23 protein-coding genes are annotated in these 26,167 nt (G+C 63.5%); 12 read left to right on the top strand and 11 right to left on the bottom strand.

The genetic code is table 11. The features are described 5' to 3' along the window. Window positions 1–516: 516 nt before the first annotated feature. Complete coding sequence (locus tag GT355_RS07050; RefSeq protein WP_160133948.1) at window positions 517–960, top strand: DUF5518 domain-containing protein; 444 nt, start codon at window positions 517–519, stop codon at window positions 958–960. Window positions 961–1,065: 105 nt separating this feature from the next. On the opposite strand, the gene GT355_RS07045 is transcribed toward GT355_RS07050, so the two are convergent. Then, complete coding sequence (locus tag GT355_RS07045; protein ID WP_160133947.1) at window positions 1,066–1,251, bottom strand: hypothetical protein; 186 nt, start codon at window positions 1,249–1,251, stop codon at window positions 1,066–1,068. 100 nt (window positions 1,252–1,351) lie between these two features. On the opposite strand from GT355_RS07045, the gene GT355_RS07040 reads away from it, so the two are divergent. Next, entirely contained in the window at window positions 1,352–2,353 is a 1,002-nt protein-coding gene (locus GT355_RS07040) for a hypothetical protein (RefSeq protein ID WP_160133946.1), read from the top strand. Between the two features lie 235 nt (window positions 2,354–2,588). Here GT355_RS07040 and thiM read toward each other — a convergent pair whose 3' ends face one another. From thiM to GT355_RS07015, 5 genes are all read right to left on the bottom strand, one after another. After that, entirely contained in the window at window positions 2,589–3,425 is an 837-nt protein-coding gene (thiM, locus tag GT355_RS07035) for a hydroxyethylthiazole kinase (RefSeq protein WP_160133945.1), read from the bottom strand. Beyond that, entirely contained in the window at window positions 3,422–4,057 is a 636-nt protein-coding gene (gene thiE, locus GT355_RS07030; RefSeq protein ID WP_160133944.1) for a thiamine phosphate synthase, read from the bottom strand. Before thiE ends, thiM begins: the two co-directional genes overlap by 4 nt. A gap of 70 nt (window positions 4,058–4,127) precedes the next feature. After that, window positions 4,128–4,571 carry a DoxX family protein gene (locus GT355_RS07025; RefSeq protein ID WP_160133943.1) on the bottom strand — a complete coding sequence of 148 codons (444 nt, stop codon included), beginning with the start codon at window positions 4,569–4,571 and terminating at the stop codon, window positions 4,128–4,130. A gap of 269 nt (window positions 4,572–4,840) precedes the next feature. Next, window positions 4,841–5,152 (bottom strand): DUF8036 family membrane protein, encoded by a 312-nt coding sequence (locus GT355_RS07020; RefSeq protein ID WP_160133942.1) that lies wholly within the window; start codon window positions 5,150–5,152, stop codon window positions 4,841–4,843. Window positions 5,153–5,328: 176 nt separating this feature from the next. Further along, entirely contained in the window at window positions 5,329–6,597 is a 1,269-nt protein-coding gene (locus tag GT355_RS07015) for an RNA-guided endonuclease InsQ/TnpB family protein (RefSeq protein WP_160133941.1), read from the bottom strand. Window positions 6,598–7,008: 411 nt separating this feature from the next. Between GT355_RS07015 and GT355_RS07010 the strand changes: the two genes are divergently transcribed. After that, a complete protein-coding gene (locus GT355_RS07010; protein ID WP_240145745.1) occupies window positions 7,009–7,623 on the top strand; it encodes a CDP-alcohol phosphatidyltransferase family protein in 615 nt (204 codons plus the stop codon). 85 nt (window positions 7,624–7,708) lie between these two features. Here the strand turns inward: GT355_RS07010 and GT355_RS07005 are convergent, their stop codons facing one another. Next, window positions 7,709–8,023: a hypothetical protein gene (locus GT355_RS07005; protein ID WP_160133939.1), complete on the bottom strand. Its 315-nt coding sequence runs from the start codon at window positions 8,021–8,023 to the stop codon at window positions 7,709–7,711. Window positions 8,024–8,413: 390 nt separating this feature from the next. Here GT355_RS07005 and GT355_RS07000 point away from each other — a divergent pair, with 390 nt between their 5' ends. Further along, window positions 8,414–10,729: a nitric-oxide reductase large subunit gene (locus GT355_RS07000; RefSeq protein ID WP_160133938.1), complete on the top strand. Its 2,316-nt coding sequence runs from the start codon at window positions 8,414–8,416 to the stop codon at window positions 10,727–10,729. Between the two features lie 125 nt (window positions 10,730–10,854). Here GT355_RS07000 and GT355_RS06995 read toward each other — a convergent pair whose 3' ends face one another. Next, window positions 10,855–11,496, bottom strand: a complete 642-nt coding sequence (locus tag GT355_RS06995) for a helix-turn-helix domain-containing protein (RefSeq protein ID WP_160133937.1) — start codon at window positions 11,494–11,496, stop codon at window positions 10,855–10,857. Window positions 11,497–11,658: 162 nt separating this feature from the next. Here GT355_RS06995 and GT355_RS18735 point away from each other — a divergent pair, with 162 nt between their 5' ends. The 5 genes from GT355_RS18735 (at window position 11,659) to glyA (ending at window position 15,678) form a co-directional block, all read left to right on the top strand. Then, the gene (locus tag GT355_RS18735) at window positions 11,659–11,979 is read left to right on the top strand and encodes a CGCGG family putative rSAM-modified RiPP protein (RefSeq protein WP_476702758.1); all 321 of its coding nucleotides are present in this window, start codon (window positions 11,659–11,661) and stop codon (window positions 11,977–11,979) included. Further along, complete coding sequence (locus tag GT355_RS06990; RefSeq protein WP_160133936.1) at window positions 11,976–12,329, top strand: glutamyl-tRNA reductase; 354 nt, start codon at window positions 11,976–11,978, stop codon at window positions 12,327–12,329. Before GT355_RS18735 ends, GT355_RS06990 begins: the two co-directional genes overlap by 4 nt. 153 nt (window positions 12,330–12,482) lie before the next feature. Continuing rightward, window positions 12,483–13,625 carry an N-methyl-L-tryptophan oxidase gene (gene solA, locus GT355_RS06985; RefSeq protein WP_160133935.1) on the top strand — a complete coding sequence of 381 codons (1,143 nt, stop codon included), beginning with the start codon at window positions 12,483–12,485 and terminating at the stop codon, window positions 13,623–13,625. Between the two features lie 193 nt (window positions 13,626–13,818). After that, on the top strand, window positions 13,819–14,235 hold the full coding sequence (locus GT355_RS06980) for a Rid family detoxifying hydrolase (protein ID WP_160133934.1): 417 nt from the start codon (window positions 13,819–13,821) through the stop codon (window positions 14,233–14,235). Between the two features lie 195 nt (window positions 14,236–14,430). Further along, entirely contained in the window at window positions 14,431–15,678 is a 1,248-nt protein-coding gene (gene glyA / locus GT355_RS06975) for a serine hydroxymethyltransferase (RefSeq protein WP_160133933.1), read from the top strand. A 55-nt stretch (window positions 15,679–15,733) separates the two neighbouring features. Here glyA and GT355_RS06970 read toward each other — a convergent pair whose 3' ends face one another. Beyond that, window positions 15,734–16,735, bottom strand: coding sequence for a formyltetrahydrofolate deformylase (locus GT355_RS06970; protein WP_160133932.1), 1,002 nt, complete (start codon window positions 16,733–16,735; stop codon window positions 15,734–15,736). A 551-nt stretch (window positions 16,736–17,286) separates the two neighbouring features. Between GT355_RS06970 and GT355_RS06965 the strand changes: the two genes are divergently transcribed. Then, window positions 17,287–17,931: a helix-turn-helix domain-containing protein gene (locus tag GT355_RS06965; protein WP_120067606.1), complete on the top strand. Its 645-nt coding sequence runs from the start codon at window positions 17,287–17,289 to the stop codon at window positions 17,929–17,931. A gap of 183 nt (window positions 17,932–18,114) precedes the next feature. After that, window positions 18,115–20,559 (top strand): dihydropteroate synthase, encoded by a 2,445-nt coding sequence (gene folP / locus GT355_RS06960; protein WP_160133931.1) that lies wholly within the window; start codon window positions 18,115–18,117, stop codon window positions 20,557–20,559. A 143-nt stretch (window positions 20,560–20,702) separates the two neighbouring features. On the opposite strand, the gene GT355_RS06955 is transcribed toward folP, so the two are convergent. Next, complete coding sequence (locus GT355_RS06955) at window positions 20,703–22,079, bottom strand: aminomethyltransferase family protein (RefSeq protein WP_160133930.1); 1,377 nt, start codon at window positions 22,077–22,079, stop codon at window positions 20,703–20,705. A gap of 229 nt (window positions 22,080–22,308) precedes the next feature. Further along, window positions 22,309–23,169, bottom strand: a complete 861-nt coding sequence (locus GT355_RS06950) for a methylenetetrahydrofolate reductase (RefSeq protein ID WP_160133929.1) — start codon at window positions 23,167–23,169, stop codon at window positions 22,309–22,311. 332 nt (window positions 23,170–23,501) lie between these two features. On the opposite strand from GT355_RS06950, the gene GT355_RS06945 reads away from it, so the two are divergent. Next, the gene (locus tag GT355_RS06945) at window positions 23,502–26,003 is read left to right on the top strand and encodes a GcvT family protein (RefSeq protein ID WP_160133928.1); all 2,502 of its coding nucleotides are present in this window, start codon (window positions 23,502–23,504) and stop codon (window positions 26,001–26,003) included. The last annotated feature ends 164 nt before the right edge of the window (window positions 26,004–26,167 follow it).

Here is a 26,167-nt window from a genome sequence, read left to right as displayed (position 1 = left end):
ATTGCCTTCGCATTGCCTGCCATTGTGGTCCTTTTCGACTGCACGTTTGGATCGTCCGCACAGTCGTTCTCAGTATCGCGCTATGACAATCTATAGTAACCGTCTGAACGCAGTTCACGGCGTGAGAACGTCTCATCGGCTGAACAACGTTCTCAGCGGGTGGTATGTCACTATTTGCTACTCAATGGCGGATAATTCGTCGCAGACGACGGGAGAAACGGCTTCGCTCGGTTCGAACCGGCTTGAGTAGAACTCGGTAGGATACGGACGGTCTCATCGTCCTGTTTCACGTGATCGATCGTCTTCCTCTCAGGGGATTCCCACGCCAGCGAGACGGTTCGTCCTCAAGTAGAGCCGCCCGGTCGGGGATTGCCCGAGAAGGGTCGCCATTGCCGTTAGTTGTCCTCCCACCCTACAGGAATCCACACGGCCTGCGTTCGAGGCGTTGCCTCCGCTACAGACCCCACGAAACCGAGATAGGGTTTTATCCTCGGACGACGTACGAGGAAGATAGCAATGCCCGATCTGAATCCTCGCCGCCGGTTCGATAGCGGGTGGAAATATGGCCTCGTCGGTGGACTCATCTCGATCCCGCTCACGGTCGCGCTCTCGACGTGGACGGGCTCGAACCTCGACCAACCGGCCACTGGGATCCTGTTCGGCGCGATGCTCGCGGGCTACCTCGCGGCGAACGCTTCGAGACGGGCGGCCAACGCCGGGGTTCTCGCCGGTCTCGTCGGTGGGGTTCCAGCAGGCGTATGGGCCATCGGGTGGCTGCTCGGGTTTCCCGACGGACCGATAGTGGTCTGGTCGAACCCGCTCCCGGAGGTCGCGTTTCTCCTGTTAGCGGTGGTCGCGCTGATAGCGTTCTCGTTGGGTGTTGGGGCGGTCGGCGGCCTCCTCGGCGGGTGGCTCTCGAAGACGATCCACCCGCGTCCCGAGCGCGGTGTCGGTAGCTAACCTCACCACCTTCGCACCCTGGGCACGGGAACCGATCGTCCCGCCAGCTGGTCATCCGGTGTCGAGAGTTCTCGTTCGGAGCACCACGGATCGTTCCCAGAAGCACTACCTGAGTGCCAGTGACCCCGTCCGAACTATCCCGACGCCGTACCAGCAGAAGACGAACCCGAGCACGCCGACCACGACGGCCTCGACGAGCGAGCCGGCGAACAGGATCCACGCGAGGAGCGCCAGCCCCCACACGACCATGTAGACCCCGACGCCAGGGGCTCCGTACGTCCAGTTGGCCATACCTGGGTATCGAGATGGAACAGTGATAAGTCATTCCTCTCGATAGCTGCCGGTCGGGATTTATGTCCGGTTCCAGTGAAGCGATACGGTAGATAGACCGATGACCGGACCTCGCTTTCGGAACACCACCTCGGACACCTCGCGACGCTGGCGACGAGTCGCCGGTGTGCTCGCGCTCGCCGTCTTGCTTGCGTTCGCTGGCTGTAACGGTATACTCGGTACCGAGCAGCAGAACAGCACCACCAGCGGTTCGACGGTGACGGCCGCCGCCGTGCCCACCGACCAACCGACAGCGAGTCCCGCAGAGCAACTCGCGCCCGGCCTCACCAGCGCGGGTGTCACCAGCGCGAACGAACTCACGAACGCCCAAGCCGCGTTTCTGGAGGATCACTCGACGGTGACGCGCACGAACACCACCGTCACCGCCGCGAACGGTACCGTGTTGTTCTCGCTCCGCGAGACCATTCGGGCGGGTAGCTCGGACGAGGTGGTCGCGCTCTCGGCGAATTACTCGGGGTCGGTCTCCGGAGACCGAAACGTCACCCGACTCGATGGATGGACGGGCGAGCAGGGAACGTACGTTCGCCGAATCTATGAGAACGGAACCACCATCTACTCCCGGAGTCCGAGCGGTGGACTCACGGCCGGCGGTGCGCTCGGGCCGACCGAGCTCGCGGCGTATCTCTCGGACGCCGAGCAAGGCAACGCCTCGGTCGTCACCCGAGAAACGAACGGTTCGCCCCGGTATCTCGTCTCGGGGAGCTTCTCGGCGTCGAGCCTCGATTCGAACTATCGGCTCGCGATCGATGAACAAGGCATTACCCGCGACCTGCTGTCTGTTCGTCAGAATCCGACCGGGACGGGCGAGGAAATACGATCTCACGCTACGCTTGAGAGTACCGGCAACGAGTCGCTCGAAGCGCCAGCCTGGCTTTCCGAGGCGAGACAGCGGACCCGCATCACCGCTTCGTCGATGGCAACCACTGGTACCGAAACGACGCACCCCGAACCGAGCGAGTCCTCGATACGACCAACAGGCGGGACGAGCGAGGCGAACACGACGATAGCGACGGACGACCCCACTGAAGCCACCACGGTGTAGGCACGACCACCGGGCCACATGGGACCACGTCTTCTGAGGAGATCGTTGATTCCCGACGAAGCAGGGTCGTTTTCGAGTTCGGGTTCAGCGCCGCCGAGCTCTGGTTGCTCCTACACCTTTGGAGATACAAGGACGACCACCTTGGAGGCGAGCGGATCGAGCCGAATCAACCGCTCTCACCGGCCACCTCGGCGCTCGGAGCCGGGACGGCCGTTCCCGCTGGCCTCCTCTTCGACTACCGGGTGTCCCGAACGACCGACTCGATCCGGTCGGCCGGCGTGGCGAGCGAGACGTCACGGAGACCGGCGACGGCATCGAGGAAACACGTCCGGTAGCTTGCAGGGCCGGCGTACTCCCCGAACGCACCGTCGGCAGCGGCCTCGCCAGCCAGTCCGAACGCGAGCGTGCCCAAGAGCGCCGCACGCTCGTCGTCCATCGCGGCCGCGAACACCGCGAGCGTCATCCCGAGCATACAGCCGGTCCCGACGACCCGTCCGAGCATCCCGTCGCCGCTGTGTACCTCGAACGCCATCGCTTCGGTCGCGACGATGTCGACCTCGCCGGAGGCGACGACGATGCTCTCGGTCTCGCGGGCGCAGGTAATGGCCGTCTCGGCGATCTCCCCGTACTCACCGACGGATTCGACGCCACGAACGGTCGCGTCAGCCCCGGCGAGCGCCGACACTTCACCGTAGTTGCCGCTGACGATGCTCACGTCGATCTCGCCGGTCAAGCGCTCGGCGACGCGGTTCCGTGTCGACGTCGACCCGACCCCGACCGGGTCCACGACGAGGGGAACGCCTGCGTCGTTCGCAGCGTTGCCGGCGGCCATCATCGCGCTCTCGCCCCGCTCGCTCACCGTCCCCATGTTGAGGAGGCACGCGTCCGCGCTCGCGACCATCTCGCCGACCTCGCGCTCGTCGTCGGACATCACGGGCAACCCACCCCAGTGGAGGGCGATGTTCGCCACGTCGTTGACCGTCACGTCGTTGGTGAGCGCGTTGACGAGCGGTTCGGTGTCGGCGACCGCAGTCAGTGCGTCGGCGAGGTCGTGTTCGTCGAGCGCGTTCATCGAGCCGCCTCCTCGACGCTCGCAGTGAGCCGTCGCGTCGCGGCCGCGGGGTCCTCGGCAGCGGTGATGGCGGAGATGACGGCGACGCCGTCCGCGCCGGCGGCGACGACCTCGCCAGCGTTCTCGGGCGTCACGCCACCGATCCCGACGGTCGGGATGTCGACGGCGTCGGCGATGTCGGCGACGGTTTCGAGTCCGATCTCGGCGTCCGCGGCCGGTACGTCCTTCGAGGCGGTAGCGAAGACCGCACCGACACCCAAGTAGTCCGCTCCGGCGCGCTCGGCGGCCGTCGCAGCCGCGACCGTGGAGACGGAGCGACCGATGTAGCCGTCCGGACCGAGCACCTCGCGGACGGCGGCGATGGGCAGGTCGTCGTCGCCGAGGTGAACCCCATCGGCATCGATGGCGACCGCGAGGTCGGCTCGGTCGTTCACGATGAAGGTGACCCCGGCGGCTCGCGTCCGCTCGCGGAGGGCCTTCCCGACCGAGTAGCGCTCGCGAGCGGTCATGTGCTTTTCGCGCAGTTGGACGGTCGTCACCCCGCCTTCGATGGCGGCCGCCACGATCCGCTCGGTCGACCGGTCACGCGAGTGGCTCGCTTGGGTCACGAGATACGCGCCAGAGATATTCATGGGTTGTACGTCGACGTGATGGACGCTGGGTGAAATGGGTATCGGCCGAACCCCGCTGACCCACACTCGATTATGAACCTATCCGTCCGAGCGCTCGCTTGAGCGACACCACGCCGGGCCCACTGAGCGCGAGACTGAGGGCACTGAGCGTGAGGACGAACGTGTACTCGTACCCGCCGTCCGATACCACGAAGCCGTTCGGGAGGTGGACCAGCACCGTCGCCACAGCCATGTCGACGGCAAGCAAGGCCGCGACGGTGCGAGTGAGCAAGCCGACCAGAAGGAGTATCCCGCCGACCAGTTCGAGGAGGCCGACACCCCACGCGGCCAGGGTGGGAAACGGCATTCCGAGCTGGGCGAGCGTGTCGGCAAATCCTGTAATACTCGACGCTTTCGGTCCGGTAGCAAACACTTTGCCGACGCCGGACACGACGAAGATGATCCCCAACGCAAGGCGGCTGAACGCCAACCCCACCGATTCACTGGTCCACCCTCGACCGCTTTGCGTTGCCATGTACTCGTTCGATAGCGCAGCCACTACAGCGTTCGCTCTCGTCGCGAGCTCTCAGTAACTACGATAGCGAGGCCTTGTCGACGGAGTACGCCTCCAGCAGGGTTCGTTGCACCGATCTCGGTTCCCTCTCTGAGAATAACGATCCTCGTTCGTAGAACCGTCGGTTCCGATCCATCCGCAAAAACGCTGGTCTCAGGGGGAGCAGTTCAACCGATCGCGTACGAGGAGGGTGGGAGGGGTTCGTGTCGCCGCAATGGGATTCCAGTGGGCTAATCCCAAGAGATCCACACAACCAGGGCGATACCGGCGAGTTCCAGGACCTGTGCCGAGGACATCACCATCAGGGGAAGCGGATGGACCAGTTCCGGGTTCGCTATCCACCCGGAGACCACCGGATGGAAGGCGTAGAAGTACGTCGTCAGCCCGGTCTGGAGCAGGAGAAGGCCCGCGAAGATGAGCAGTCCGGCTGCGTACTTCGAGCGGAAGACGAGGTAGTTCCGGCCCCAGATGTAGATCAAACCCATCAAGAGCACCACGCTGAGTCCGGCCGAAAGGCGCAGGAGGGTCACTAACACGTCCATCTACTCACCGAAGTTCGGTTCCGCGTTCGTTTATCGGTTGGCCTGATTTCCACCATACTCACTCCACCTGCTCGATGATTCGTTCGACCGTCTCCCAGTTCGCTCGCGCTCGGTCCGTCGGTAGTTGACATCCTCCCCGCCGTGAACGGCGAGGATTCCCTGCTGCAGTTGGGATATTAAGGTTCGCGGGTCGCCTGTTCTGGCGGGAGGAAACCTCCTCGCGTTTTGTCGAACAGACGAACCGCTGGCTGTGCCAACCAGCCGGTACTCCTATCCTCGTGAGAGGATTCGGAGGTACTTTTCTGCCTGATATTCTCCGCGCCGTTCGTGTCGGCGTTCGCCACAGTCCCGCACTCCTCACAGACGTACAACCCGCGTTCGACGCGCTGGCTGTCCGACTTTGTTCCACAGGCCGAGCAGGTCTTCGACGTGTCCCGTTCGGAGACGGTTTCGACGGCGATACCGCGTATCTCCGCCTTGTACGTGAGCATCGTCGTGAAGCGGTCGAACGCCCATCCGTGGAGGTCGAGGTTTCCGTGACGGCCCCAATTCTTCGGGCCGTCGTCGCCGTCGCGGATCCCGCCGAGGTCGCCAACGAACACCGTACCGACGCCGCGTTCGGCGCACTGTTCCACGATCTCTTTCGAGAGCGTGTGGAAGAAGTGCGTCCGCCGGTCGGTGCGCTTCCGGTCCAAACGTCGAGCTTCGCGGGAGAACGAGTCGGCGCACTTCGCGCGCTGTTTGGCGAAGTAGTATTCGTCTTCCTTGAGCGACCCACCGGGATAGAGCAACGATTCGTCGCCGAAGGAGACGGCGGCGACGTTACAGATCCCGAGATCCACGCCCGCCGTTCGGTCGCCGGGCGAGTCGGCCACATCCACTTCGACACGGCAGACGATATGCAATCGCCAGACGCCGTGTTCGTACACGGCACGAACCTGCTGGACGTGCTCGACGGTCGTATCTCGGGGGCCGATAACGTCGTACTCACAGAGAATGAAATCGCCCCATCCATCTTTGAGGTTCGACCCTTTCGAGAGACGAATCCGTTGGTTCGCGGCGTCGTGCTTGAAGCCCGCTTGCTTGAACGTGACCGTCGAGCGTGGATGCTCGTCGTTGTGTTTGCGGTAGCCGGGCGGGTTCGCTTTCGTATTCCCGTTGCCTCGATGCCCGTACCACGCCGTGAACGCTTCACCGAGTTCGGCAAGAACTCGCTGACTGGATTGGGAATGAAGGTCCGCGTAGCGTTCGTGGCTCTTGAGGTACTTTTGCAGGTCGAAGGCCGAGGGAATCTGGCCGCAGGCGTCCCAAACGCGCCCCACCGTCCACCGGGCGACGTTCCAGAGCTTACTGGCGGCGAAACCAAGCGAATCGAAGTCGTCGCGCACTTGCGAGTGGTTCCGAACCCTCGCTCGATAAGTGCGCGTGACCGTGCGATTCGCCATACGTAACCTATGATGGCGAACAGATCTAAACATTCCGGTGGAATATCCAGACGGCCACCGCCGCGTTGCTGGCGGGTGCGACCATTCGAGACAAAGCGGACGGCGCGTATCCCCGCCCTAAACGGCGAGGCTTTGCGCCTGCTTTTCACGTAATAGCGCTTCGTTTCATCCCGTTTCTGATAAATGGCACCCCGATATCCCCGGAACGAGTTGTTTTGTGGTTGGCACTCCTGACTCGGCCAACCGGTCTCTCTCGGTTGTCGCATGAGCGATGGATACGACAGGACAGCGCGGGGACGACTCCGTCGACAGTGGGGACTCGTTGCCGTCGTTGCGGTCATCGGAACGGCGACCGGTTGTACGGTTCTCGGCGGCTGGTGGACGCCAGCCCACGGCGTCCGATGGGCCCTGATGACGGCCGGGGTGGTAACGTACGAGCTGTGGCTTCTCCGACGATACCTGGCGGAGAACCGGCGACCGGACGACGGACAGTTGCGGGACACGCTCGGTGTCGCTACAGCCGCGACGTTGACACGGGGTGGCGCGCTCGCCGCGCTCGCCGGTTTCCTCGTCGTTCCCGAACCGACGGGTCACGCGCTGTGGCTTCCGTGGGGTCTCTATACGGTCGCAGTGGCGCTCGATTGGATCGATGGCCGGCTCGCACGTCGGGTCGGGACGGAGAGCCTCCTCGGGGCGAAGCTCGACACCGAATTCGACGCCCTCGGTCTGCTCGTCGCTGGAGTGCTCGGTCTCTCGTACGGCGCGCTGCCACCGTGGTATCTCGTCGTCGGCTTCGCCCGACCCGCCTATCTCGGCGGGTTGTGGCTGCATCGTCGGCGAGGTGGTGCGGTGGGAACGCTTCCGGAGAGCGGTCGTCGACGACAGCTCGCTGGCTTGCAAATGGGTGTGTGTAGCGTGGCGCTTCTCCCCCTGGTTAGTCCATCGACTTCGATCGTCCTGTCGACGGTCGTGATGGTGCCGTTCGTCGCCTTGTTCGCCCGCGACTTCCTCGCTGTTCTGGAGTGATGCCGCAGCATTCGAGTGTGATGCTGTGAGGACACCACCGAAGAGAGAGAGAAGCACCTCCTTCACACCGGTTTGGGGGCTCTAACTAACGCAGTCCGATCCACTCCAGCCGCTCGGGGTCGTCACCGGTAGCGTTACAGACCAACACGGACCGCGACTTCTCTCCGTCACGAGCATCGACGTGAACGTGGAATTGAAGGTCGCCCGCTATGATCTCGTTGAGGAACGCCGTCGCCCGAGCGGACTCGCTGACGAGTTCACCCCGAACGTCCATTCCGACCCGCACGGAACCCGGTTCGAGACGAACGGTGAGCGCATCGTGAAGAACGATATCGCCGTCCGGTCGGTCCATGGTCCGAAGGACGATACGGTCGCCGGTTCGTGAACTGTAGGTCTTCATCGGACGCCGTCCGTACCCGCTTCGACTTCGGTGACCGGACCCTCGCCGGAACGGTTGGCCGTCGTCTGGACGGTAGACGCTTGCATTTCGTCGGTGAGTAGGGCGAGTAGTCCCTTCATTCGTTCGGAGTGGCGTACGCAGATCCGTTTTTAGATCTACAGTAGGGGACCGTTCCCTCGATTCGAGTTTCGACAGTAGATCTGTCCGTAGGCTGGACAGTGTGGTACCGAAGGGTCCCGTTCGTCTTCGGGCAGCGATCCGCAGAGTACGTGTGGGTTAGTTCTGCAGGCGCTCTCACGGCCCTCGACCCGGAATCACCACACTCGTCGGTGAAACCGAACACGTTCGGGAGTAGCTTCTCTGCGCCATCGTTCCCACCGGGACCCAGAGATGGAAGTCACTCGAAAAACGTTGGCGAAGATACTCGTCGTCGCCTTCGTCTTCAATCTGGCCGTCATGGGTGCAGGTGCGTATCTCACCTACGAACAGTCACCCGACCGCCCCGAACGGGTCGTCGGTCCGAACGGTGGGACGCTCACCACGAACGAGCAGATCGTGAGGGGGAAGGCGGTCTTTCAGGGAAACAGCCTGATGAACCACGGGTCGATACTGGGCAACGGCGCTTACTTCGGGGACGACTACACCGCCGATACGCTCGACCGACTCGTGGCGAACATGCGCACGTACGTTGCCCGCGAGCGCTATGGAACCTCGTATGCGAGTCTCGGCGAGGCTCGGAAAGCGGGTGTGGAGGCGGTCGTGAGACGCCAACTCGAGGACAACACTCTCGGTGAGAGGGTCGAACTCGGTTCGGCCGAGGCATACGCGTATCGGCAGGTCCGTACGGAATACGTGAAGCGTTACCACGGTGGTGCACCCGAACACGGTATTCCGTCGGGGTTCGTCTCGTCGTCGGAAGACGCGAAGCGATTCGCCGATTTCGCCCTCTGGACCGCGCTGTTCTCCGCAACTGACCGTCCCGGTACCGCTCACTCCTACACCAACGAGTGGCCGTTCAATACCGGCGCGGGCAACGAAGCTCCGGCGTCGGCGATGCTGTGGAGCGTGTTCGCGATGGTTGTACTCGTCCTCGGTGGCGGGGCCGGTATCTGGCTCTACAACTCCATCCAGCTCTCCGAACCGGGAGCCGAGGATATCGACGTCCCCGACCCCGGGGCGGTGTCGCTTTCGCCGAGCCAGTTCGCAGCCGTCCGCTTCGTGCCGGTCGCAGCCGTTCTGTTCGTCGTCCAGACGTTGCTCGGTGGGCTGATGGCCCACTATTACATCGAACGCGAGGGGTTCTACGGTATCGCCAACGCGCTTGGTATCGACGCGATGGCGACGCTCCCGTTCGCCATCACGAAGGCCTGGCACATCGACCTCGCAGTGCTCTGGATCGCGACGCTCTGGCTCGGTATCGGGTTGTTCCTCCCGCCGTTGCTGACCGGCTACGAACCCGACCACCAGAAGACGCTCATTCACGTCCTACTCGGCGCGCTCTTCGTCGTGGTCGTCGGTGGATTGGTCGGTATCTGGCTCGGCGCACAGGGCTACATCGATGGTTCGCTCTGGTGGCTCCTCGGGGACGAGGGCCTCGAATACCTCGAAGTCGGGCGGGTCTGGCAGGTCGGTCTCCTGGTTGGCTTCGCGCTCTGGACTACCCTCGTCGCCCGCGGGTTCAAACCGCTTCTCGAACGGGAGAGCCGCTACGGGCTCGCGCACATGATCATCTACGCCGGCGGGTCGATCGGGCTGTTGTTCACCGCGAGCATGCTCTACACCCCGAAAACGAGCATCGTCGTGACCGAGTTCTGGCGCTGGTGGGTCGTCCACATGTGGGTCGAGGGGGCCTTCGAGTTCTTCGTCGTCGCCGTCACCGGCATCGCCCTCCTCGCGATGAACCTCCTGTCGCGGCGGAGTGCGGAGAAGGCAGTCGTTCTCGAAGCACTGCTGGTGATGGGCGCGGGGGTCGTCGGCGTCTCCCATCACTACTGGTGGATCGGGCTCCCCCAGTACTGGGTCCCCATCGGGAGCCTCTTCTCGACGCTCGAGTTCATCCCGCTGGTGTTCATCCTCTTCGAGGCGTTCAACCAGTATCGCGCATACATGGGCGCTGGTGAACGGTTCCCGTACAGACTGCCGTTCATGTTCATCATCGCCTCGGGGATATGGAACTTCGTCGGTGCGGGAGCGCTCGGCTTCTTCATCAACCTCCCGATCATCAACTACTACGAACACGGAACGTTCCTGACGGTCGGACACGCCCACGCCTCGATGTTCGGGGCGTTCGGTTTCCTCGCGCTCGGAATGGGGACGTATCTGCTACGTTTCACCACCGAACCCGATTCGTGGAACCCGACGAACCTGAAACGCGCGTTCTGGCTGCTGAATGTCGGTCTCGCCTGGATGGTGTTCGTCGGCGACATCCCGGTCGGGTTCCTCCAACTGGAGACCGTCTTGACGCAGGGCTACGACGCCGGCCGCTCGCTCGCGTTCTACAACCGGGGTCTCGTCCAGACGCTGTTCTGGTCGCGGCTCCCCGGGGATATTCTCATCATCCTCGGTGCCGCCGTGTTCGGCTACGACGTGGTGAGAAAACGGTTCGTGCGCCGCGAGGCGACGTCGGCGACCGCTGGTGGAACGATCATCTCGCGGCGTGTCCTCGGCGAGGAAGCGGACACCGGCCGGAGTCTGGACGACGACTGAGGGCTCGTCCCATTACCGGGAGGCCAACGGACTGAGTACTGACTGCGGAGGTCGCCCCGCGCTCGGTCGTTCAGGTGCCGCTCGCCCGAAGGTGGCCATCGGTCGCGAGTACCGCGAGCGTGCGCTCACTTCGTCGCGTTCGGACGGTTCTCGACGAACTGTTTCATGACCTTCCCCTCGGCCCGATGGAGCGTTTCGCTACACGTCGACTTCGCCATGTCGGATTCGCTGGCGAGCTCCGTGAGCGAGCACTGCCGTGGTGTGTCGTAGTAGCCGTGTTCGATGGCCGTGTGGACGAGTTCGAGCTGGCGATCGGTGAGGAGCTGTGTGGTTTCGACGTGGTGGTGGATCTCGTTGACCGTGAACGGGATCCCGAACTGGTCGAACTGCGTGCCGAGTTCGGAGAGGCGTCGTTGGGAGGCGGTGATCTCCCAATTGGCCGCCCCCGCTTCGATCGTGAACGGCATCTCGAGTGGAACCCCCGAATCCTGGGCCGGGAACAGCAACAACGGCATCGTCGTTTCGAACTGGATCAGTGCCCCGTCCTCCTGTTGTCGGAGGACATCGAGTTCGACGACCGAGTCGCTTGCGTCGATCTCGGCGAGGACCGGCGAGACGTTCTGGCTCGTGATTTCGGCGAGACCGACGCCTGTGTCGTCGTCCGCAAGCGCCGCGAGGATACGAAACCTCGCCGCCGGATACGCGCGCGATACCTCTCCGATCCAAACGCCCTCGGGGATCGTGAGCGTGAGATCAGCTCGTGGCATTGGCGTTCGTCTCGACTCTACTCGAGCCGACCACGAAGATGTTCTCGCTCTATACTTCGGTGTTTGACGTATCGCAGCGAGTCCGGTTTCGGTTCGGTCCTCCCGGTACCTCCGAACACGTTCGGGAACTCGCTTACGGGTTCGTGGACGAAAGAGGCGACCATGGCGGGCGTCTCCTACGACGATGTCGAACCGGCCACGGGTCGTGTGCACGCGACTTCGTGGTTGGCGAACCCCGAAGAACCGCAGCACGCGGACGGCGGTGCGTTCGTGGCCGGGCAGGTTATCGGTGCGGTTCACACTGCGGTCTCGACCGACCACGGACGCGTTCTCACCCAGGGGACAAGCGAACACCCGAGACCGCAACTCCTCGAAGCGCTCACCGTGGCGTCCGAGGCGAGCACCGATCAGCACTCCATCGAACGGCGTGGCTGCGGTGGCACGTCGCTCGAATGCACGGCTAACCGATGCCGAGGACCATGACTCGGGGTTCCGAAGACACCGTCCACAGCGGACAGAACCGTCTCTCGGGTCGAACGGCGGACTCCGTCCCCGCACGAGAGCGAGCCGTCATGCACGTTCACGCTCGCGCAGAGCGGATCAAACAGCGTGAACTCGAGGTGGCATTCACGAAGCTGGAAAGCGAGGAGTCCCTCACTGAACCGCAGCGCGAGGCCATCGTCGAGATGGCGGACACGCTCATCGCTGAGTTGCTGGCTCCTCCTGCTCGATCGCTTCGAAACACCCACTCCTCGACCCGACTCGACGTTCGGATCGCGCAGGAGTTGTTCGAGACGAACTCGTTCCCCCGCGAGGAGCAACGAAGCGGGTGATGTTTCGACACTCCAGCCGGCAACTGGCTGGTGTGCGGTTCGTACCGATGTCGTTCCCCACCCCACCGAACCAGCACATTGGGGACGAAGGAGGGATAAACGGGCGTGCTATTCTATCCAAAGAGTAATACCTCGATGAGAGAACCCCTCGATATGAGCGGTACCGACGGAAAATACGATGCCATCGTCGTCGGGGTCGGTGGGATGGGAAGTGCGGCCGCGTATCACCTCGCACGTCGAGGGCAGGACGTCCTGGGATTGGAGCGGTACGATATTCCCCACACGAACGGCTCCTCCCACGGGATCACACGTATCATCCGGCGAGCGTACTACGAGCATCCCTCCTACGTCCCCCTCATCGAGCGTGCCTACGACCTCTGGGATGGCCTCGAAGAGGAGTCGGGTCGGTCCATCATTCATCGGACGGGCTCTATCGACGCCGGGCCGCCCGACGACCCGGTGTTCGAGGGCTCGTTGCGGTCGTGCAAGGAACACGATATCCCACACGAAGTCCTCACGAGCGCGGAGCTCACGGACCGATTCCCCGGCTATCGGCTTCCGGAGGAACACAAAGCACTCTACCAGGAGGATGGGGGATTCGTCGTTCCGGAACAGGCGATCGTCGCCCACACCCAGGCTGCACAGGCGGCCGGTGCCGAGATTCACGCTCGCACACGGGTCCACGGCTGGACCGAGACACCCGACGGCGGTGTCCGGGTCGAAACCGACCGCGGGAGCTACGAGGCGAACGACTTGGTTCTCGCCGCGGGCGCGTGGAACTACAAGCTCGCCGACGCTCTCGACGGGCTCGCCGTTCCGGAACGACAGGTGCTCTCTTGGTTCCAGCCGACGTCCCCGGCGCTGTTTCAGCCGGATACCTTCCCCGTGTGGAACCTGTCCGTCCCCGAAGGCCGGTTCTACGGGTTCCCGGTCCACGACGTTCCGGGCATGAAGCTGGGGAAGTATCACCACCGGGACGAGCAGATCGATCCGGACGAGTGGGACCGCGACCCCAACGCCGAGGACGAGCGTGTCCTCCGGGAGTTCGCCGAACGATACTTCCCGGAGGGAACCGGCTCGACGATGGGCCTCGCGACCTGTATGTTCACCAATTCGCCGGACGAACACTTCATCATCGACTCGCTCCCGAACCACCCACAGGTGACCGTCGCGGCCGGGTTTTCCGGTCACGGGTTCAAGTTCGCGAGCGTCATCGGCGAGATACTCGCCGACCTCACGGTCGACGACGAGACGGACCACCCGATCGATATGTTCCGCTTGAGCAGATTCGACTAGAGAGACGGCGGTCGGCCCGACACCAGGACTTCCCTTTTTCGCGCTCTACGAACGCGTTCGGGTCCGTATCCGAACCCGTCTATGCGAACGCTGGAAACGGCGAATATCGCGAGCGGTTCGTTCATATTTTCACTTAACGACCTGCGTATCGACAGACCGAGACTTAAGCCATCACTCCAGCAGTCAACGGAGTGTGAAGCGCACCGTCAACACCGACGACGCACCGGCGGCCGTCGGCGCTTACAGCCAGGCGGCCGTCGCCAACGGACTCGTGTTCGTCTCCGGCCAACTCCCGTTGACGACCGATGGAGAACTCATGGCGGACGAACCGGTCGGCGAGCAGACCCGTCGAAGCCTCGAGAACGTTCGGGAGGTCCTCGCCGCCGAGGGCCTCAGTATGGAGGATATCGTCAAGACGACGATCTTCCTCGACGACATCGACGAGTTCGACGCGATGAACGGCGTGTACAGCGAATTCTTCACCGAGGCCCCTCCCGCCCGGAGCGCCGTCGAGGCGGGCAACGTGCCGAAGGGTGCAGGAGTGGAGATCGAGGCGATCGCGGCGAGCGACGCTTCCGAATCGGACGATGCCTCAAATCGGATGGAGTGAGCGTGTCCTCTCCTCACGCTCGCCCGTTTCGAGAGACGGTTCAGAGTCGAATACGTGCCGAAAGCAGCTGGGAGTACCCACGCCATTCAGAGATACCCAGGGAGCGGCAGAGATGAATCCCGGAAAGAACGGACGAGACCTCGCGACACCCCGACGAACCGATGCAGGGAGACGACGACCAGCCTCAAATCGACCATGAACTACGAAACCGTCCGCGAGACGAACCCCGCGATCGCGGACACGCTGCAGGAAGAACGGAAGCGACAGAACGACTCCCTCTCGATGATCGCCTCCGAGAATCACGTCTCGGAGGCCGTCATGGAGGCACAGAGCTCCGAGCTCACGAACAAGTACGCCGAGGGATACCCGGGTGCGCGCTACTACGGTGGCTGTGAGTTCGCCGACGAGGTCGAAGCGCGCGCCATTGAGTACGCGGAAGAACTCTGGGGGGCCGACCACGTCAACGTCCAGCCCCACTCGGGGTCGCAGGCGAACATGAGCGTGTATCTCGCGGTGTTGGAGCCGGGAGACACGATCCTCTCGCTCGACCTGAACCACGGTGGGCACCTCTCGCACGGCCACCCGGCGAACTTCGCGGGGCAGATATACGACGTCGAACAGTACGAGGTGAATCCGGAAACCGGCTACATCGACTACGATGAACTACACGAGACCGCGGAACACGTCGAGCCGGACATCGTCGTCTCGGGGTACTCCGCATATCCTCGCGAGATCGAATTCGAACGGGTTCAGGCGGCGGCGAACGCCGTCGGGGCGTACCACCTCGCCGATATCGCCCACATCACCGGGTTGGTCGCCGCCGGCGTCCACTCCTCTCCCGTGGGCATCGCCGATTTCGTCACCGGCTCGACGCACAAGACGATCCGTGCCGGCCGTGGTGGGATCGTCATGTGTGGCGAAGAACACGCCGACGCCATCGATAGCGCGGTGTTCCCCGGGACGCAGGGTGGGCCGGCGATGCACAACGTCGCCGGAAAGGCCGTCGGTTTCGGCGAGGCACTGGAACCGGCGTTCGAGGCGTACGCCGAACAGGTGGTCGAGAACGCGAAAGCGCTCGGCGACCGGTTACAGGAACACGGCCTCTCGCTCGTCTCGGGTGGGACCGACAACCACCTCGTCCTGGTGGATCTGCGCCCCTCCCATCCGAACACGACGGGCAAGGACGTAGAGGCGGCGCTCGAAGCGGCCGGTATCGTTCTCAACGCGAACACCGTTCCCGGGGAAACCCGCTCCCCGTTCGACCCGTCGGGTATTCGGGCCGGGACGCCGGGGCTCACCACCCGGGGCTTCGAGGAGGACGACTGCCGTGAGGTGGCGGACCTCATCAGCGAGGTCGTCGACGCTCCCGACGACGAGGACGTGATCAGCGCGACTCGCGACCGAGTCGACGACCTGACCGACTCACATCCCCTCTACACCTGAGAGAACGACCCCAACGAAAGACAGATCGGCGTACGACCGTTGCGTTGCGGACGGTCTAGCTGTCCGCGCTCGCTTTCTTCTCGACGTACTCCTCGACGTACCGGTCGTGACCGTCCACCGGCCCGTCGGGGTTGAGACGCTCGATGTGCTCGGGAATGCCGAGCTGTGTCGTGGTCTCCTCCGGGTTCCGCAGTTCCGTTCGACCACGGTGGACGGAGACCCCTTGGTCGAGGTGCAGCTCGATGGCGTCGGTCAGCGCCTCGACTTCGAGGGGTTGGCCGCGTTCTTCGAGTTCCCTCTCCGTGGGGTCGTGCGGGACGTTGAACGCTCGCTGGGTGAGTATCGGTCCCTGGTCGAGGTCGGTCGTGACGTAGTGCGCCGTCACACCTGCGATACGGACGCCCTTCTCGATCGCCTGGGAGTACGCCGAAGCGCCGGGGAAGGCGGGCAACAGGCTCGGGTGAACGTTGATGATGCGATTTCGGTAGCGGAAGACGACCTTGGGCGAGAGGATCCGAATGTAGCGGGCGAGAGCGAGGAGGTCGATGTCGTAGTTATCGAGGTGGTGCAGTAACTCGTCCTCATCCGGAACCCCCTTCTCGTCGCCGATGTCGTGGAACGGGACACCGTGTTCGGTGGCGAGGGGTTCGAGGTCGCTGTGGTTTCCGATGACGACCCCGATCTCCGCACCGAGGTCGTCGTTTCCCGCCTTCTCCAAGAGCGCTTCGAGACAGTGACTCTCCTTCGTGACGAGGACCGCGATCGAGCGGGTTTCGGTACGGTTCGGGAACCAGACCTGGACATCCACGTCGAGGTCGTCCCCGAGACCGTCGAGGTCGTCGCGTAAGCGTGCTTGCGAGACCGTCATCTCGGACGTGTCCGCGTACAAGCTCATCCGAAAGATCCCGTCCTGAACCGCCTGGTCCAGCTCTTCGACGTTGACCGCCTGCTCGGAGAGGTATGCCGTTACCTCCGTGATGATCCCCGTATCGTCGTCGCCGACGACGGTTATCTCCGTGAGCATCTCCGAACTGGCGTGGTCCCGTGGCAGACGCATTACCCGATCGGTGAAACATCACTTCCAAAACAGTTCAGGTGTATATGTGGTGCTGTTTATGCTCACATCCGCTACCGTTGCTCCGAAACGGCGACCGCTTCCCGCCTCTCCTTTCGACGACACGTACTCCAAGCCGATTCCAGCGAACGACGTGAACGACACATCCGAACCGGCCCCAACTCGGCGACTGAAACCACTACGACCCCTCGGCCCGGCTCACGATGAGAGACGGTGAAACGTCCAGAATTCGCTCGTAGGGGGCTGTTATTCCCCAGAGACGTTTATCTCACGACTGAGAATTCGGCGTGGGGTAAAGGTATAAGTCCCCCCGGAGACACGACTACAGGCATCTTGATGAGTACTGTGTTATCGAGCGTCGTTGATGGAGCGAACGAGGGGCGTCGACGTTACGGTCCGTATCGTTCGGTGGGCCCACGGAGTACGTGGAGACGCGCTGGTGACGGGGCTACGAAAGCGCGTGTCAACGTTCCTCGCAGCCGACACGGGATCGAGGACGGAACCGACGGGCACCGTACCGGGAGGAACGGGTCGTGAGCGTCATCGCGCTGGTACACGTCGCCCACCCGGACCTCGCGCTGTCGCCGACGATACGGGCAAACCCCGAGACCACGATCCGTGTCATGCCACAGGCGGCGACCGACCCCGAGACGGACCTCTTTTTCTTCTTCGTCGAGCAGGACGACGGGTCCGTGGAGTCCGCGTTCGAATCGGACCACACCGTCGCCGAGTGGGAGACGATAGCTAGCTCCGAGTCCGGATCGGTCTATCAACTCCAGCACACGCCGGAGACGATACTCCTCTCCCCGAAGACGTTCGAGCTGGGTGGGCTGATGCGTGAAGCCACGAGTGACTCGACTGGGTGGACCCTTCGGCTCCAGTTCCAGAACCGAAAGGACATCTCGGACCTGTGGGGGTTCTGTGAGGAGAGCGACATCTCGTTCGAGCTGCAGCGAATATTCCGCCACCAGCCGTGGAACAGTTCGGACCTGACGACCCTCACCGACCCACAGCTCGAGACGTTGCTCACGGCCTACGAGGAGGGATACTTCGAGGAGCCTCGACAGATCTCGCTGGAGGGGTTGGCCGAGAAGCTCGACATCTCGCCGACGGCCGTCGGTGGTCGCCTCCGTCGTGGCGTCGCCGCCCTACTCGAAACGACGCTCATCGAGGAGTGAACGACCCCCGGTCCGACCACGGGTCTTCCGGCTTCCCTGATGTGCTTCGCGCCGCCCGAGACACGACAGTCACTCGGGTTCGACCGCGGCCCGCCTAGGATGGACGAAACCGAGCAACGTCATTAAAAAGCGTTCATATACTCGGAGCGGACTTTTTGACGACGTCCCTCCCAAGTCCGGGAGATGGAGTACTACGTCGCGAGGAACGCTTTGGAACGGTTACGCCGCGTTCGCCCGAAGCTGGGGACGGCGACGACGGCTACCCTACTCGACTCCCTCGACAATCCCCACGAAGGGATGACCGCCGTCCAGATCGCCGGGTCGAACGGCAAGGGAAGCACGGCCCGCGTTCTGGAGGGGATCCTCGACGAAGCGGGGCTCGACGTCGGTCTCTACACCTCCCCGGACCTGAGTGACCTTCGCGAGCGGATCCGGGTTCGGGGGCGAAAGATCCCGAAGTCGGCGGTGGGACGCTTCGTGGAGCGGGTCTGGCCGCACGTAACCGAGATGTCGGTCGAGGACGACGCACCGACGTTCTTTGAGACCTTCACGGCTCTCGCGCTCTGGTACTTCGACCGAAAGGAGGTCGACGTAGCCATCCTCGAAGTCGGGATCGGTGGCCGATACGACGCGACGAGCGTCGTCGACCCGGTGGCGGCGGCTGTGACGTCGGTGAGCCTCGAACACACGGACATCCTCGGCGACACGGTCGAGGCGATCGCTCGTGACCAGGTACAGATCGCTCCGTCGGACGTGCGTCTCGTGACCGGAGCGACCGGGAGCGCACTCGAAGCGATCGAAGCGGAGACGGACACCGTCACCGTCGGAAGCGAGGGAGCGGATGTCGTCGCGAGCGAGACGGGGATGGTCTCGAGGACGGAGTCCCGTGTCTCGCTCGTCGGCCCGGATTGGGACGTTCGAACGCCGACGCCGTTGCTCGGGGGCCACCAGGCGGTAAACGCCGGCATCGCCGCGACGATCGCACGGCAGGTCGGAAACTACCTCGGAACGACGGTCGGCGAATCGACCATCGAGAGCGGTATCCGAAACGTTCACTGGCCGGGTCGATTCGAGATCATGCGCCACGACCCGCTCGTGGTTCTCGATGGGGCACACAACCCGGACGCCACCGAAAAGCTCGCGACCCTCCTAGACCGGTTCGAGTACGACGACCTGTACCTGGTGTTCGGGGCGATGCGGGACAAGGACCATCGACGCGTCTGTCGCTCCCTCCCCTCGACGGACCGAGCGTTCCTCGCCGAACCCGCCGTCGACCGCTCGCAGGGACTGGACACCCTCGCCGGCGTCTTCCGACGCGAGACCGACGCGGACGTCGTGAAGCGGGATTCGATCCGGGCTGCACTCGATTCGGCCATCCACGCTGCCGGTCCCGACGATTGCGTCGTGACGACGGGTTCGTTGTACGCCGTCGCCGAGGCCCGTGACCGGTGGACGCGAACGACGACGCCGCTCTCGACGAGTTCGACGAGGCGCGCTCGGTCGGCACTGAGAAATTCGGACGTACCGACGAAAGAGCGGGACGAACACGTCGACCGACTCGTCCATCGTACCCTTCGAATACAGGTCCGGCGCGAGGAGGCCGCTACCCTCGAGAAGGTCATGCTCTCGATCGGCGGTTCGTGTGCCGTCTCCGGCGTTCTCGACCACGAACAGATCAGTGTGGTTCTCTCGGGGAGTCGCAGTCACTTCCGGAGGCTCGTTCAGCGACTGCGTGACCGAGGCGAGGGAGCTCTCGCTGCGGAGTTGAGCGGGGCCCTCGAACTCGATTCCGGGGTCGGAGGGGATACCGCGGGAACCGCCAGCGGATACCCCTGGGACGAGGAAACCACGGTCATGGGGATCCTGAACGTGACACCGGATTCGTTTCACGACGGTGGCGACTATCGAGCCGTTCAGTCCGCGGTCGACCGGGCCGAGGGGATGGTCGCGGCCGGGGCGGGGATCGTGGACGTCGGTGGGGAGTCCACTCGACCGGGGGCCGAGCCGGTTTCGGCCGCCAGGGAACGCGACCGTGTCCTCCCGGTCATCGAGCGACTCGACGACCTCAATGCGTTGATATCGATCGATACGCGGAAGCCACCGGTCGCCGAGGCGGCGTTGGAGGCCGGCGCGGACCTGGTGAACGACGTGACCGGGCTCGAAGACGCCGCGATGCGTCGCGTGGTCGCCGACTTCGACGTCCCAGCCGTGCTGATGCACAGCCTCTCGGCACCCGTCGACCCCGACCATCGGTACGCATACGACGACGTGGTACACGACGTACTGGAAGCCCTCACCGAACGCGTTCTGCTTGCCGAGCGGGCGGGTATCGACCGTTCGAATCTCATCGTCGACCCCGGGCTCGGCTTCGGGAAGAGTAGAGCCGAAAGCTTTGCCCTACTTGACCGACTGGACGAGTTCCGGGCATTGGGGACCCCCCTCATGATCGGCCACTCCCAGAAGTCGATGTTCGAACCTGCGGGAACCGATCCCGACGACCGCCTCATGCCGACCGTCGCTGCGACGGCGCTGGCGGTCGACCGTGGTGTCGACATCGTCCGTGTCCACGAGGTGGCCGAGAACGCCGCTGCCATCGCCACCGCGGAAGACACGTTACGGACGGACTGACGGTTCCTCCCTACTAGAAAAGGAGAGTCCTCTGTTCGGGTTTGAAGCTCCATCGCCCTTGCACTTCCGGGGGATCCGAGACCACGAAAGAATCGTCGAACCCGCTTGCGGTGCGGGGAAGCGGGGTTACTCGCGGGCGGACGTTACTCGCTCGCTTCCTGTTTGGCACTGAGCTTGGCCTGCTCGCGCGCGCTCAGGTTCACCGACTCCTTGAACGGCACTTCCGCGACCATGGCGAACACCGGTTCGCCCGGCGCTTCGGCGTACTCGTCGGGGAGGTGGACCTCGAACTCGGTGTCGATCTCGCCATCGTAGACTTCCCGGATGTCACCGTCGAGCTTTTCGGCCGGGACGTGCGCCAGCGCGATGTTGGTTTCGAGTTCGGGGTTGTACCACGCCGACGTGACGTAGCCACACTCCTCGCCCGTCTCGGGATCCGAGACCAGCCAGAAGTCCGAGGGGTAGTCCCGGATCGGTTCACCACCGAGTTTGAGCCCCACCATCTTCTGTGTGAAGGGGTACTCGCCGTTCTCGACCATCTCCTGTTGGCGTTCGAGTTCCTCCTTCCCGACGTAATCGGCGTCCTTGTCGTCCGGGACTTGGTATTCGAGGTTGACCTGGAACGGCGAGGTCTCGTGGTCCAAGTCTTGGCCCCACGAGAGGATGCCCGCGGCGATGCGGCGCTGGTGGCCCGGCGCGATCACCATGCCGTCGTGGTCCTTCACCGTCTCGGCGACCGGGTCCCAAACGGCGTCCGCGTTCTTCATCGCTTCCGTAACGTAGATCTCGTAGCCCTTCTCGCCCGAGAACCCGGTCTGGCTGATCAGGATATCACAGCCGTTGACTTCGGCCGCCATCAGGCCGTAGTAGGGCACGTCGCTCACGGCGTCGCCGACGAGCTCCCGCATCACGTCCTCGGAGAGGGGCCCCTGGATCTGCATCGGGGCGACGTCGATCTCGTCGATCTCAACGTCGTAGTCCTCGCCGACGTTGACGCCCTGGAGCCACTGCATCAGGGTGGAATCCGAGATCGAAAACCAGAACTCGTCCTCCTCAGGGCGAAGGAGCACCGGGTCGTTCAGAACGCCACCGTCCTCGTTGCAGAGGATGACGTACTTGCCGGCCATCACGTCGATCTCGGTCGCGTCGCGCGTGATGACGTAGTTGACGAAGGCTTCGGCGTCGGGACCCTTCACGCGGATCTGGCGCTCGACGGCGACGTCCCAGAGGGTCACACGGTTGACGAGGGCGTCATGTTCGACGCTGGTACCGCCCTCTTCGGGTTCGACGTAGCCACGCGGGTGGTAGATGCGGTTGTAGACCGTCGCGCGCCACGCGCCCTCCTCGCCGAAGGACTTGTGGAAGAACGGCGACTTTCGCACACGGGTCGAGACCAGCATCTCGATGCCCGGGTCGCCTGACTGACGCAGGTTCCGCGGGACGGTTCGGTCCGATTGGTCGACGTTCGGATGGTTCGGATGCGATTCGCCTTCCCTACTCGCCGGTTGGTTCTCCGACATCGCCTGTGAATCCCGCTGCACGGAGCATAAGATCAATAGTTAAAGAAGACACCCCTTTATCACCTGCCCCCCGCCGCGCGGATAGGTAGACGATCTACGGAATCGTCGATCCACACCCGAAACGTATACGATTCGAGGGGATGTTCCCTCCTGAATTGAAATTCGATTCGACGGTGGAAACGGATCGTAACCGAACCCTTTGGGCTTTCTACCGAGGCTCTCGTACTGATTACTGGCTCAAAGCCCCCCATCGCCAGGACTCGGTGTCGGACGTCTGATTGAAGGTGTAGATGTGGACGCCCCGGATACCGTACTCGGGGTCGGTAGCGTACGGTGTGAGCCCTTCGATGAGGTCGTCGGGGGTGTACTTGCCGCGTGACCCGACGAGTTGCCGAACGAATCCGACGATACCGGTCGTCTTCTTCAGAAAGCGGACGGAATCGCCGACGCCGACCTTCTGTGAGATGCTCAGCAACCGTTGGTACTTCATGACCCCCGGTATGCCGACCTCGATGGGGAGGTCGACGCCACGACCTCGAACTTCCTCTATCCACTCGATGACGGCGTCGGGGTCGTAGCAGAGCTGGGTCACGATGTACGTCGCGAACGGTGCCTTCTTCTCCATCGCTTCGGCCAGGACCCGATCCGAGAGGAAGTCGTGGCCCTCCGGATAGCCGGTGATCCCCACCTCTTCGAACGAGTACTCGATGTCTGAGAGCGTGGTCAGGAGTTCGTATGCTGAGTCGAACTCCCCCGCCGGTTCCTCACGGTCGCCACCCGGAACGAAGATGTCCGTGACGCCAGCCTCGGTGAGACGGCGAGCGATCTCGGTCAGGTGGTCCTCGTCCCGCACGTACCGCGCGGCGATGTGCGGACTCACGTCGAACCCACGCGCAGCGGCCATCTCGGCCTGCTCGACCGTCGCGTCGAGACCGAGCTGCGGCGACGTGGTGATGGCGATGGTCGCCCCTTCCGGCAGGTGTTCTAGCTGTCCTTCGAAGCTCTCGAAGGGCATCAACTCGAATCGAGGACCGGTGAGCAACTCGTCGGTCACCTCGGCCGCCGTCCTGGAGTGGCTTTCGACGGACATCGTTCACCCCTCCTCCGCTGTCGTGGAGGGTCCCGTCTCGTCTCCGTTTTGCGCTGTCCGAGCGGCGAACATGGGAAGTCCATTATCTTTGCCGTCGGTTAGTAGTTCGTCGCCATAACCGAACCCCTATAAGTCAGACTCGGTCGTCTCACAGCATCCCTTCGGTACCGATGCCGGCTCATGCTGTTGGGTCGTCGCTTCGTCGTATTGTGTAATTCCGAACTTTCTCCACCACTACTGTACTCGCTTCGGGCATCGACCACCCCCGTCTACTAAACGGCTCCAATAACTCACCCGGTTGTTTATCATAGACGGCGGAGCGATAACGAAGTATGGGTAGAGACGATACCGTACCCGAGCGGGCTGGAACCGTCGTTGTGGGAGCGGGCTGTGTCGGCTGTTCGGCGGCGTATCACCTCGCCGAGCAGGGTCGGGAGGACGTGGTCGTGGTGGATCAGGGGCCACTGTTCGAGACCGGCGGCTCGACCTCGCACGCACCGGGATTGGTGTATCAGACCTCCGGCGGGAAGATGATGAGCCACATGGCTGCGTACACGCGTGACCTCTACTACGACCTCGACAGCTATCGCATGTCGGGTGGGATCGAAGTCGCGTACACCGAGGACCGGTGGGACCACCTGAAGCGAAAACGCGAGTGGGGCCAGTCCTACGGGTTCGACGGTGGCGAACTCCTCTCGCCAGCCGAGATAGCCGAGCGCGTTCCGCAGATAGACGAGGAGGTCATTCACGGCGGGTACTACCTCCCGACGGACGGGAAAGCGCACGCCGTCGATGCCTCCCGGGAGATGGCCGAACGCGCTCGCGACGCCGGGCACGAGTTCTACGGGAACACGCTCGTCACCGGCATCGAGACCGAAAACGGGGCGGTCGAGGCGGTCGTCACCGAGGACGGTCCGATCGACTGCGACGAGGTCCTGGTGGCCACGAACATCTGGGGGCCCCTGTTCGGCGAGATGGTCGATACCGATATCCCGCTCGTCCCCTGCTCACACCAGTACCTCGTGAGCGAGCCGTTGGAGGAGCTCGCCGGGGCCGAACGGGAGATCGAACAGCCACTCCTCCGACATCAGGACTTCTCCGAGTACTTCCGCCAGCACGGCGAATCGTACGGTGTCGGGTCGTACAACCACGAACCGCTGCTCGTGGATCCGGCGGACATCTACGGACCGGAGAAGCTCGACGACCTCGGGCTCGAATATCCCTCCCTTCGGGAGTTCACGGCCGAGCACTTCTACGAGAACACCCATCCCGACCACGAGAAATCCGCGTACGATGCCGCTCGCGAACTCGTGCCGGCGTTCGACGACTGTGACTGGGAGAAACAGATCAACGGTATGTTCTGCTTCACGCCGGACGGGATGCCGATCCTCGGTCCCGACGAGGGCACCGAGGGACTCTGGTGGTCGCTCGCCATCTGGGTAACGCAGTCCGGCGGCGCGGGGAGCGTCGTCGCCGAGTGGATGGAGAACGGTGTTCCACGGCTCGACGGCGACCGGATCGACGCCACCCCCGCTCACATCAGCCGATTCCAGCCCCACGCGGGGAGTCGGGAGTTCACGTACGGTCGGGGGGCCCAACAGTATCGAGAGGTCTACCAGCTCATCCATCCCCGTGAGCAACCGACGGACCAACGCACGCTCCGACGGAGCCCGTTCTATGACCGACAGGACGAGCTGGGTGCCGAGTTCTACGACACAAACGGGTGGGAAGTCCCGCAGTGGTACGAGACGAACGAGTCGCTCCTCGACGAGTACGACGTTCCCGACCGGTCGGGCTGGATCGGCCGGAACTGGTCGAAGGCCCAGGGGGTCGAACACCAAGCGGTCCGTGACCGGGTGGCGATGTTCGACATGACCACCTTCACCGGTATCGAGGTCACCGGCGAGGGAGCGATGGAATTCCTGCAGGGCCTCCTCACCAACGACATGGACGTCTCGGTCGGTCGAATGCGCTATGCGGCGATGCTGAACGAGGACGGCGGGATCCTCGCGGACATAACCGCTGCACGGCTCGACTCGGACCGGTATCTCCTGACGACGGGCGGTGGCAACTCCGCGACGATCCACTCGCGGTGGATAAGGGACCACGCACCCGAGGACGTCTCGGTCACGGTCCACGATTCGAGCCGGTCGGGTATCGGTGTCTGGGGACCGAGGTCGCGAGACCTCCTCGAACCGCTCGTCGAAACGGACCTCTCCAACGACGGGTTCCCGTTCTACTCGGTGCGCGAGACGTATCTCGAGGATATCCCCGTGACGATGCTTCGGCTGTCGTACGCTGGCGAGCTCGGGTGGGAGATCTACACACCGACGGAGTACGGCGCACGACTCTGGGATATCGTCTGGGAATCGGGCCAGGAGTACGATATCGTCCCGATGGGCTGGGAGGCGCTCGATTCCACGAGTCTGGAGAAGGGCTACCGGCTCTGGGGAAGCGACGTCACTCCCGAGTACAACCCCTACGAGGCCAACATCGGCTTCGCCGTCGATACCGACACCGAGTTCATCGGCCGAGAGGCGATCCTCGAGGCACGGGAGGAGGGTATCGACCAGCAACTCGTCCCCCTCACGCTCGACGAGACGGGGGTGGTCGTCGACTCGGGGCATCCGATCTTCGACGGTGAGGAGGTTCTCGGCTACGGATGCCGTGCCGACTACGGCTACACCATCGACGCCGGAATCGTGTATGCGTACCTGCCGACCGAGTACGCAGAGCCGGGGACGTCGGTCGAAGTGAGCTACGAAAACGAACGGTATCGCGCGACGGTCGAGAACGAGCCGCTGTTTGACCCGGACATGGAGCGAATGCGATAGGAAGCGAACGACGAAGCGCTCCGACGCTTCCACATCCACCCTTCTCGCCCGCCCGAGGTACACACTCCGGGGACCCACGTGCCCGGATTTCTGCGTCGCGCCCGCGTTTCAGTTGTCTCCCTAACTTGTGTCCTCGTATCCGCAGCGTCGTCTGGAACCCCGCG

Source organism: Halococcus salsus, assembly GCF_009900715.1.
GTDB lineage: Archaea > Halobacteriota > Halobacteria > Halobacteriales > Halococcaceae > Halococcus > Halococcus salsus.
The sequence above is the reverse complement of the archived record's forward strand: the minus strand, read 5'-3'. Positions and strand labels throughout refer to the sequence as shown.

Bases quoted from the DNA above. Each gene is read 5' to 3' on its own strand.
- GT355_RS07050 (WP_160133948.1), top strand. From the start codon at position 517: ATGCCCGATCTGAATCCTCGCCGCCGGTTCGATAGCGGGTGGAAATAT.
- GT355_RS07045 (WP_160133947.1), bottom strand. From the start codon at position 1,251: ATGGCCAACTGGACGTACGGAGCCCCTGGCGTCGGGGTCTACATGGTC.
- GT355_RS07040 (WP_160133946.1), top strand. From the start codon at position 1,352: ATGACCGGACCTCGCTTTCGGAACACCACCTCGGACACCTCGCGACGC.
- thiM (WP_160133945.1), bottom strand. From the start codon at position 3,425: ATGAACGCGCTCGACGAACACGACCTCGCCGACGCACTGACTGCGGTC.
- thiE (WP_160133944.1), bottom strand. From the start codon at position 4,057: ATGAATATCTCTGGCGCGTATCTCGTGACCCAAGCGAGCCACTCGCGT.
- GT355_RS07025 (WP_160133943.1), bottom strand. From the start codon at position 4,571: ATGGCAACGCAAAGCGGTCGAGGGTGGACCAGTGAATCGGTGGGGTTG.
- GT355_RS07020 (WP_160133942.1), bottom strand. From the start codon at position 5,152: ATGGACGTGTTAGTGACCCTCCTGCGCCTTTCGGCCGGACTCAGCGTG.
- GT355_RS07015 (WP_160133941.1), bottom strand. From the start codon at position 6,597: ATGGCGAATCGCACGGTCACGCGCACTTATCGAGCGAGGGTTCGGAAC.
- GT355_RS07010 (WP_240145745.1), top strand. From the start codon at position 7,009: ATGACGGCCGGGGTGGTAACGTACGAGCTGTGGCTTCTCCGACGATAC.
- GT355_RS07005 (WP_160133939.1), bottom strand. From the start codon at position 8,023: ATGAAGACCTACAGTTCACGAACCGGCGACCGTATCGTCCTTCGGACC.
- GT355_RS07000 (WP_160133938.1), top strand. From the start codon at position 8,414: ATGGAAGTCACTCGAAAAACGTTGGCGAAGATACTCGTCGTCGCCTTC.
- GT355_RS06995 (WP_160133937.1), bottom strand. From the start codon at position 11,496: ATGCCACGAGCTGATCTCACGCTCACGATCCCCGAGGGCGTTTGGATC.
- GT355_RS18735 (WP_476702758.1), top strand. From the start codon at position 11,659: ATGGCGGGCGTCTCCTACGACGATGTCGAACCGGCCACGGGTCGTGTG.
- GT355_RS06990 (WP_160133936.1), top strand. From the start codon at position 11,976: ATGACTCGGGGTTCCGAAGACACCGTCCACAGCGGACAGAACCGTCTC.
- solA (WP_160133935.1), top strand. From the start codon at position 12,483: ATGAGCGGTACCGACGGAAAATACGATGCCATCGTCGTCGGGGTCGGT.
- glyA (WP_160133933.1), top strand. From the start codon at position 14,431: ATGAACTACGAAACCGTCCGCGAGACGAACCCCGCGATCGCGGACACG.
- GT355_RS06970 (WP_160133932.1), bottom strand. From the start codon at position 16,735: ATGCGTCTGCCACGGGACCACGCCAGTTCGGAGATGCTCACGGAGATA.
- folP (WP_160133931.1), top strand. From the start codon at position 18,115: ATGGAGTACTACGTCGCGAGGAACGCTTTGGAACGGTTACGCCGCGTT.
- GT355_RS06955 (WP_160133930.1), bottom strand. From the start codon at position 22,079: ATGTCGGAGAACCAACCGGCGAGTAGGGAAGGCGAATCGCATCCGAAC.
- GT355_RS06950 (WP_160133929.1), bottom strand. From the start codon at position 23,169: ATGTCCGTCGAAAGCCACTCCAGGACGGCGGCCGAGGTGACCGACGAG.
- GT355_RS06945 (WP_160133928.1), top strand. From the start codon at position 23,502: ATGGGTAGAGACGATACCGTACCCGAGCGGGCTGGAACCGTCGTTGTG.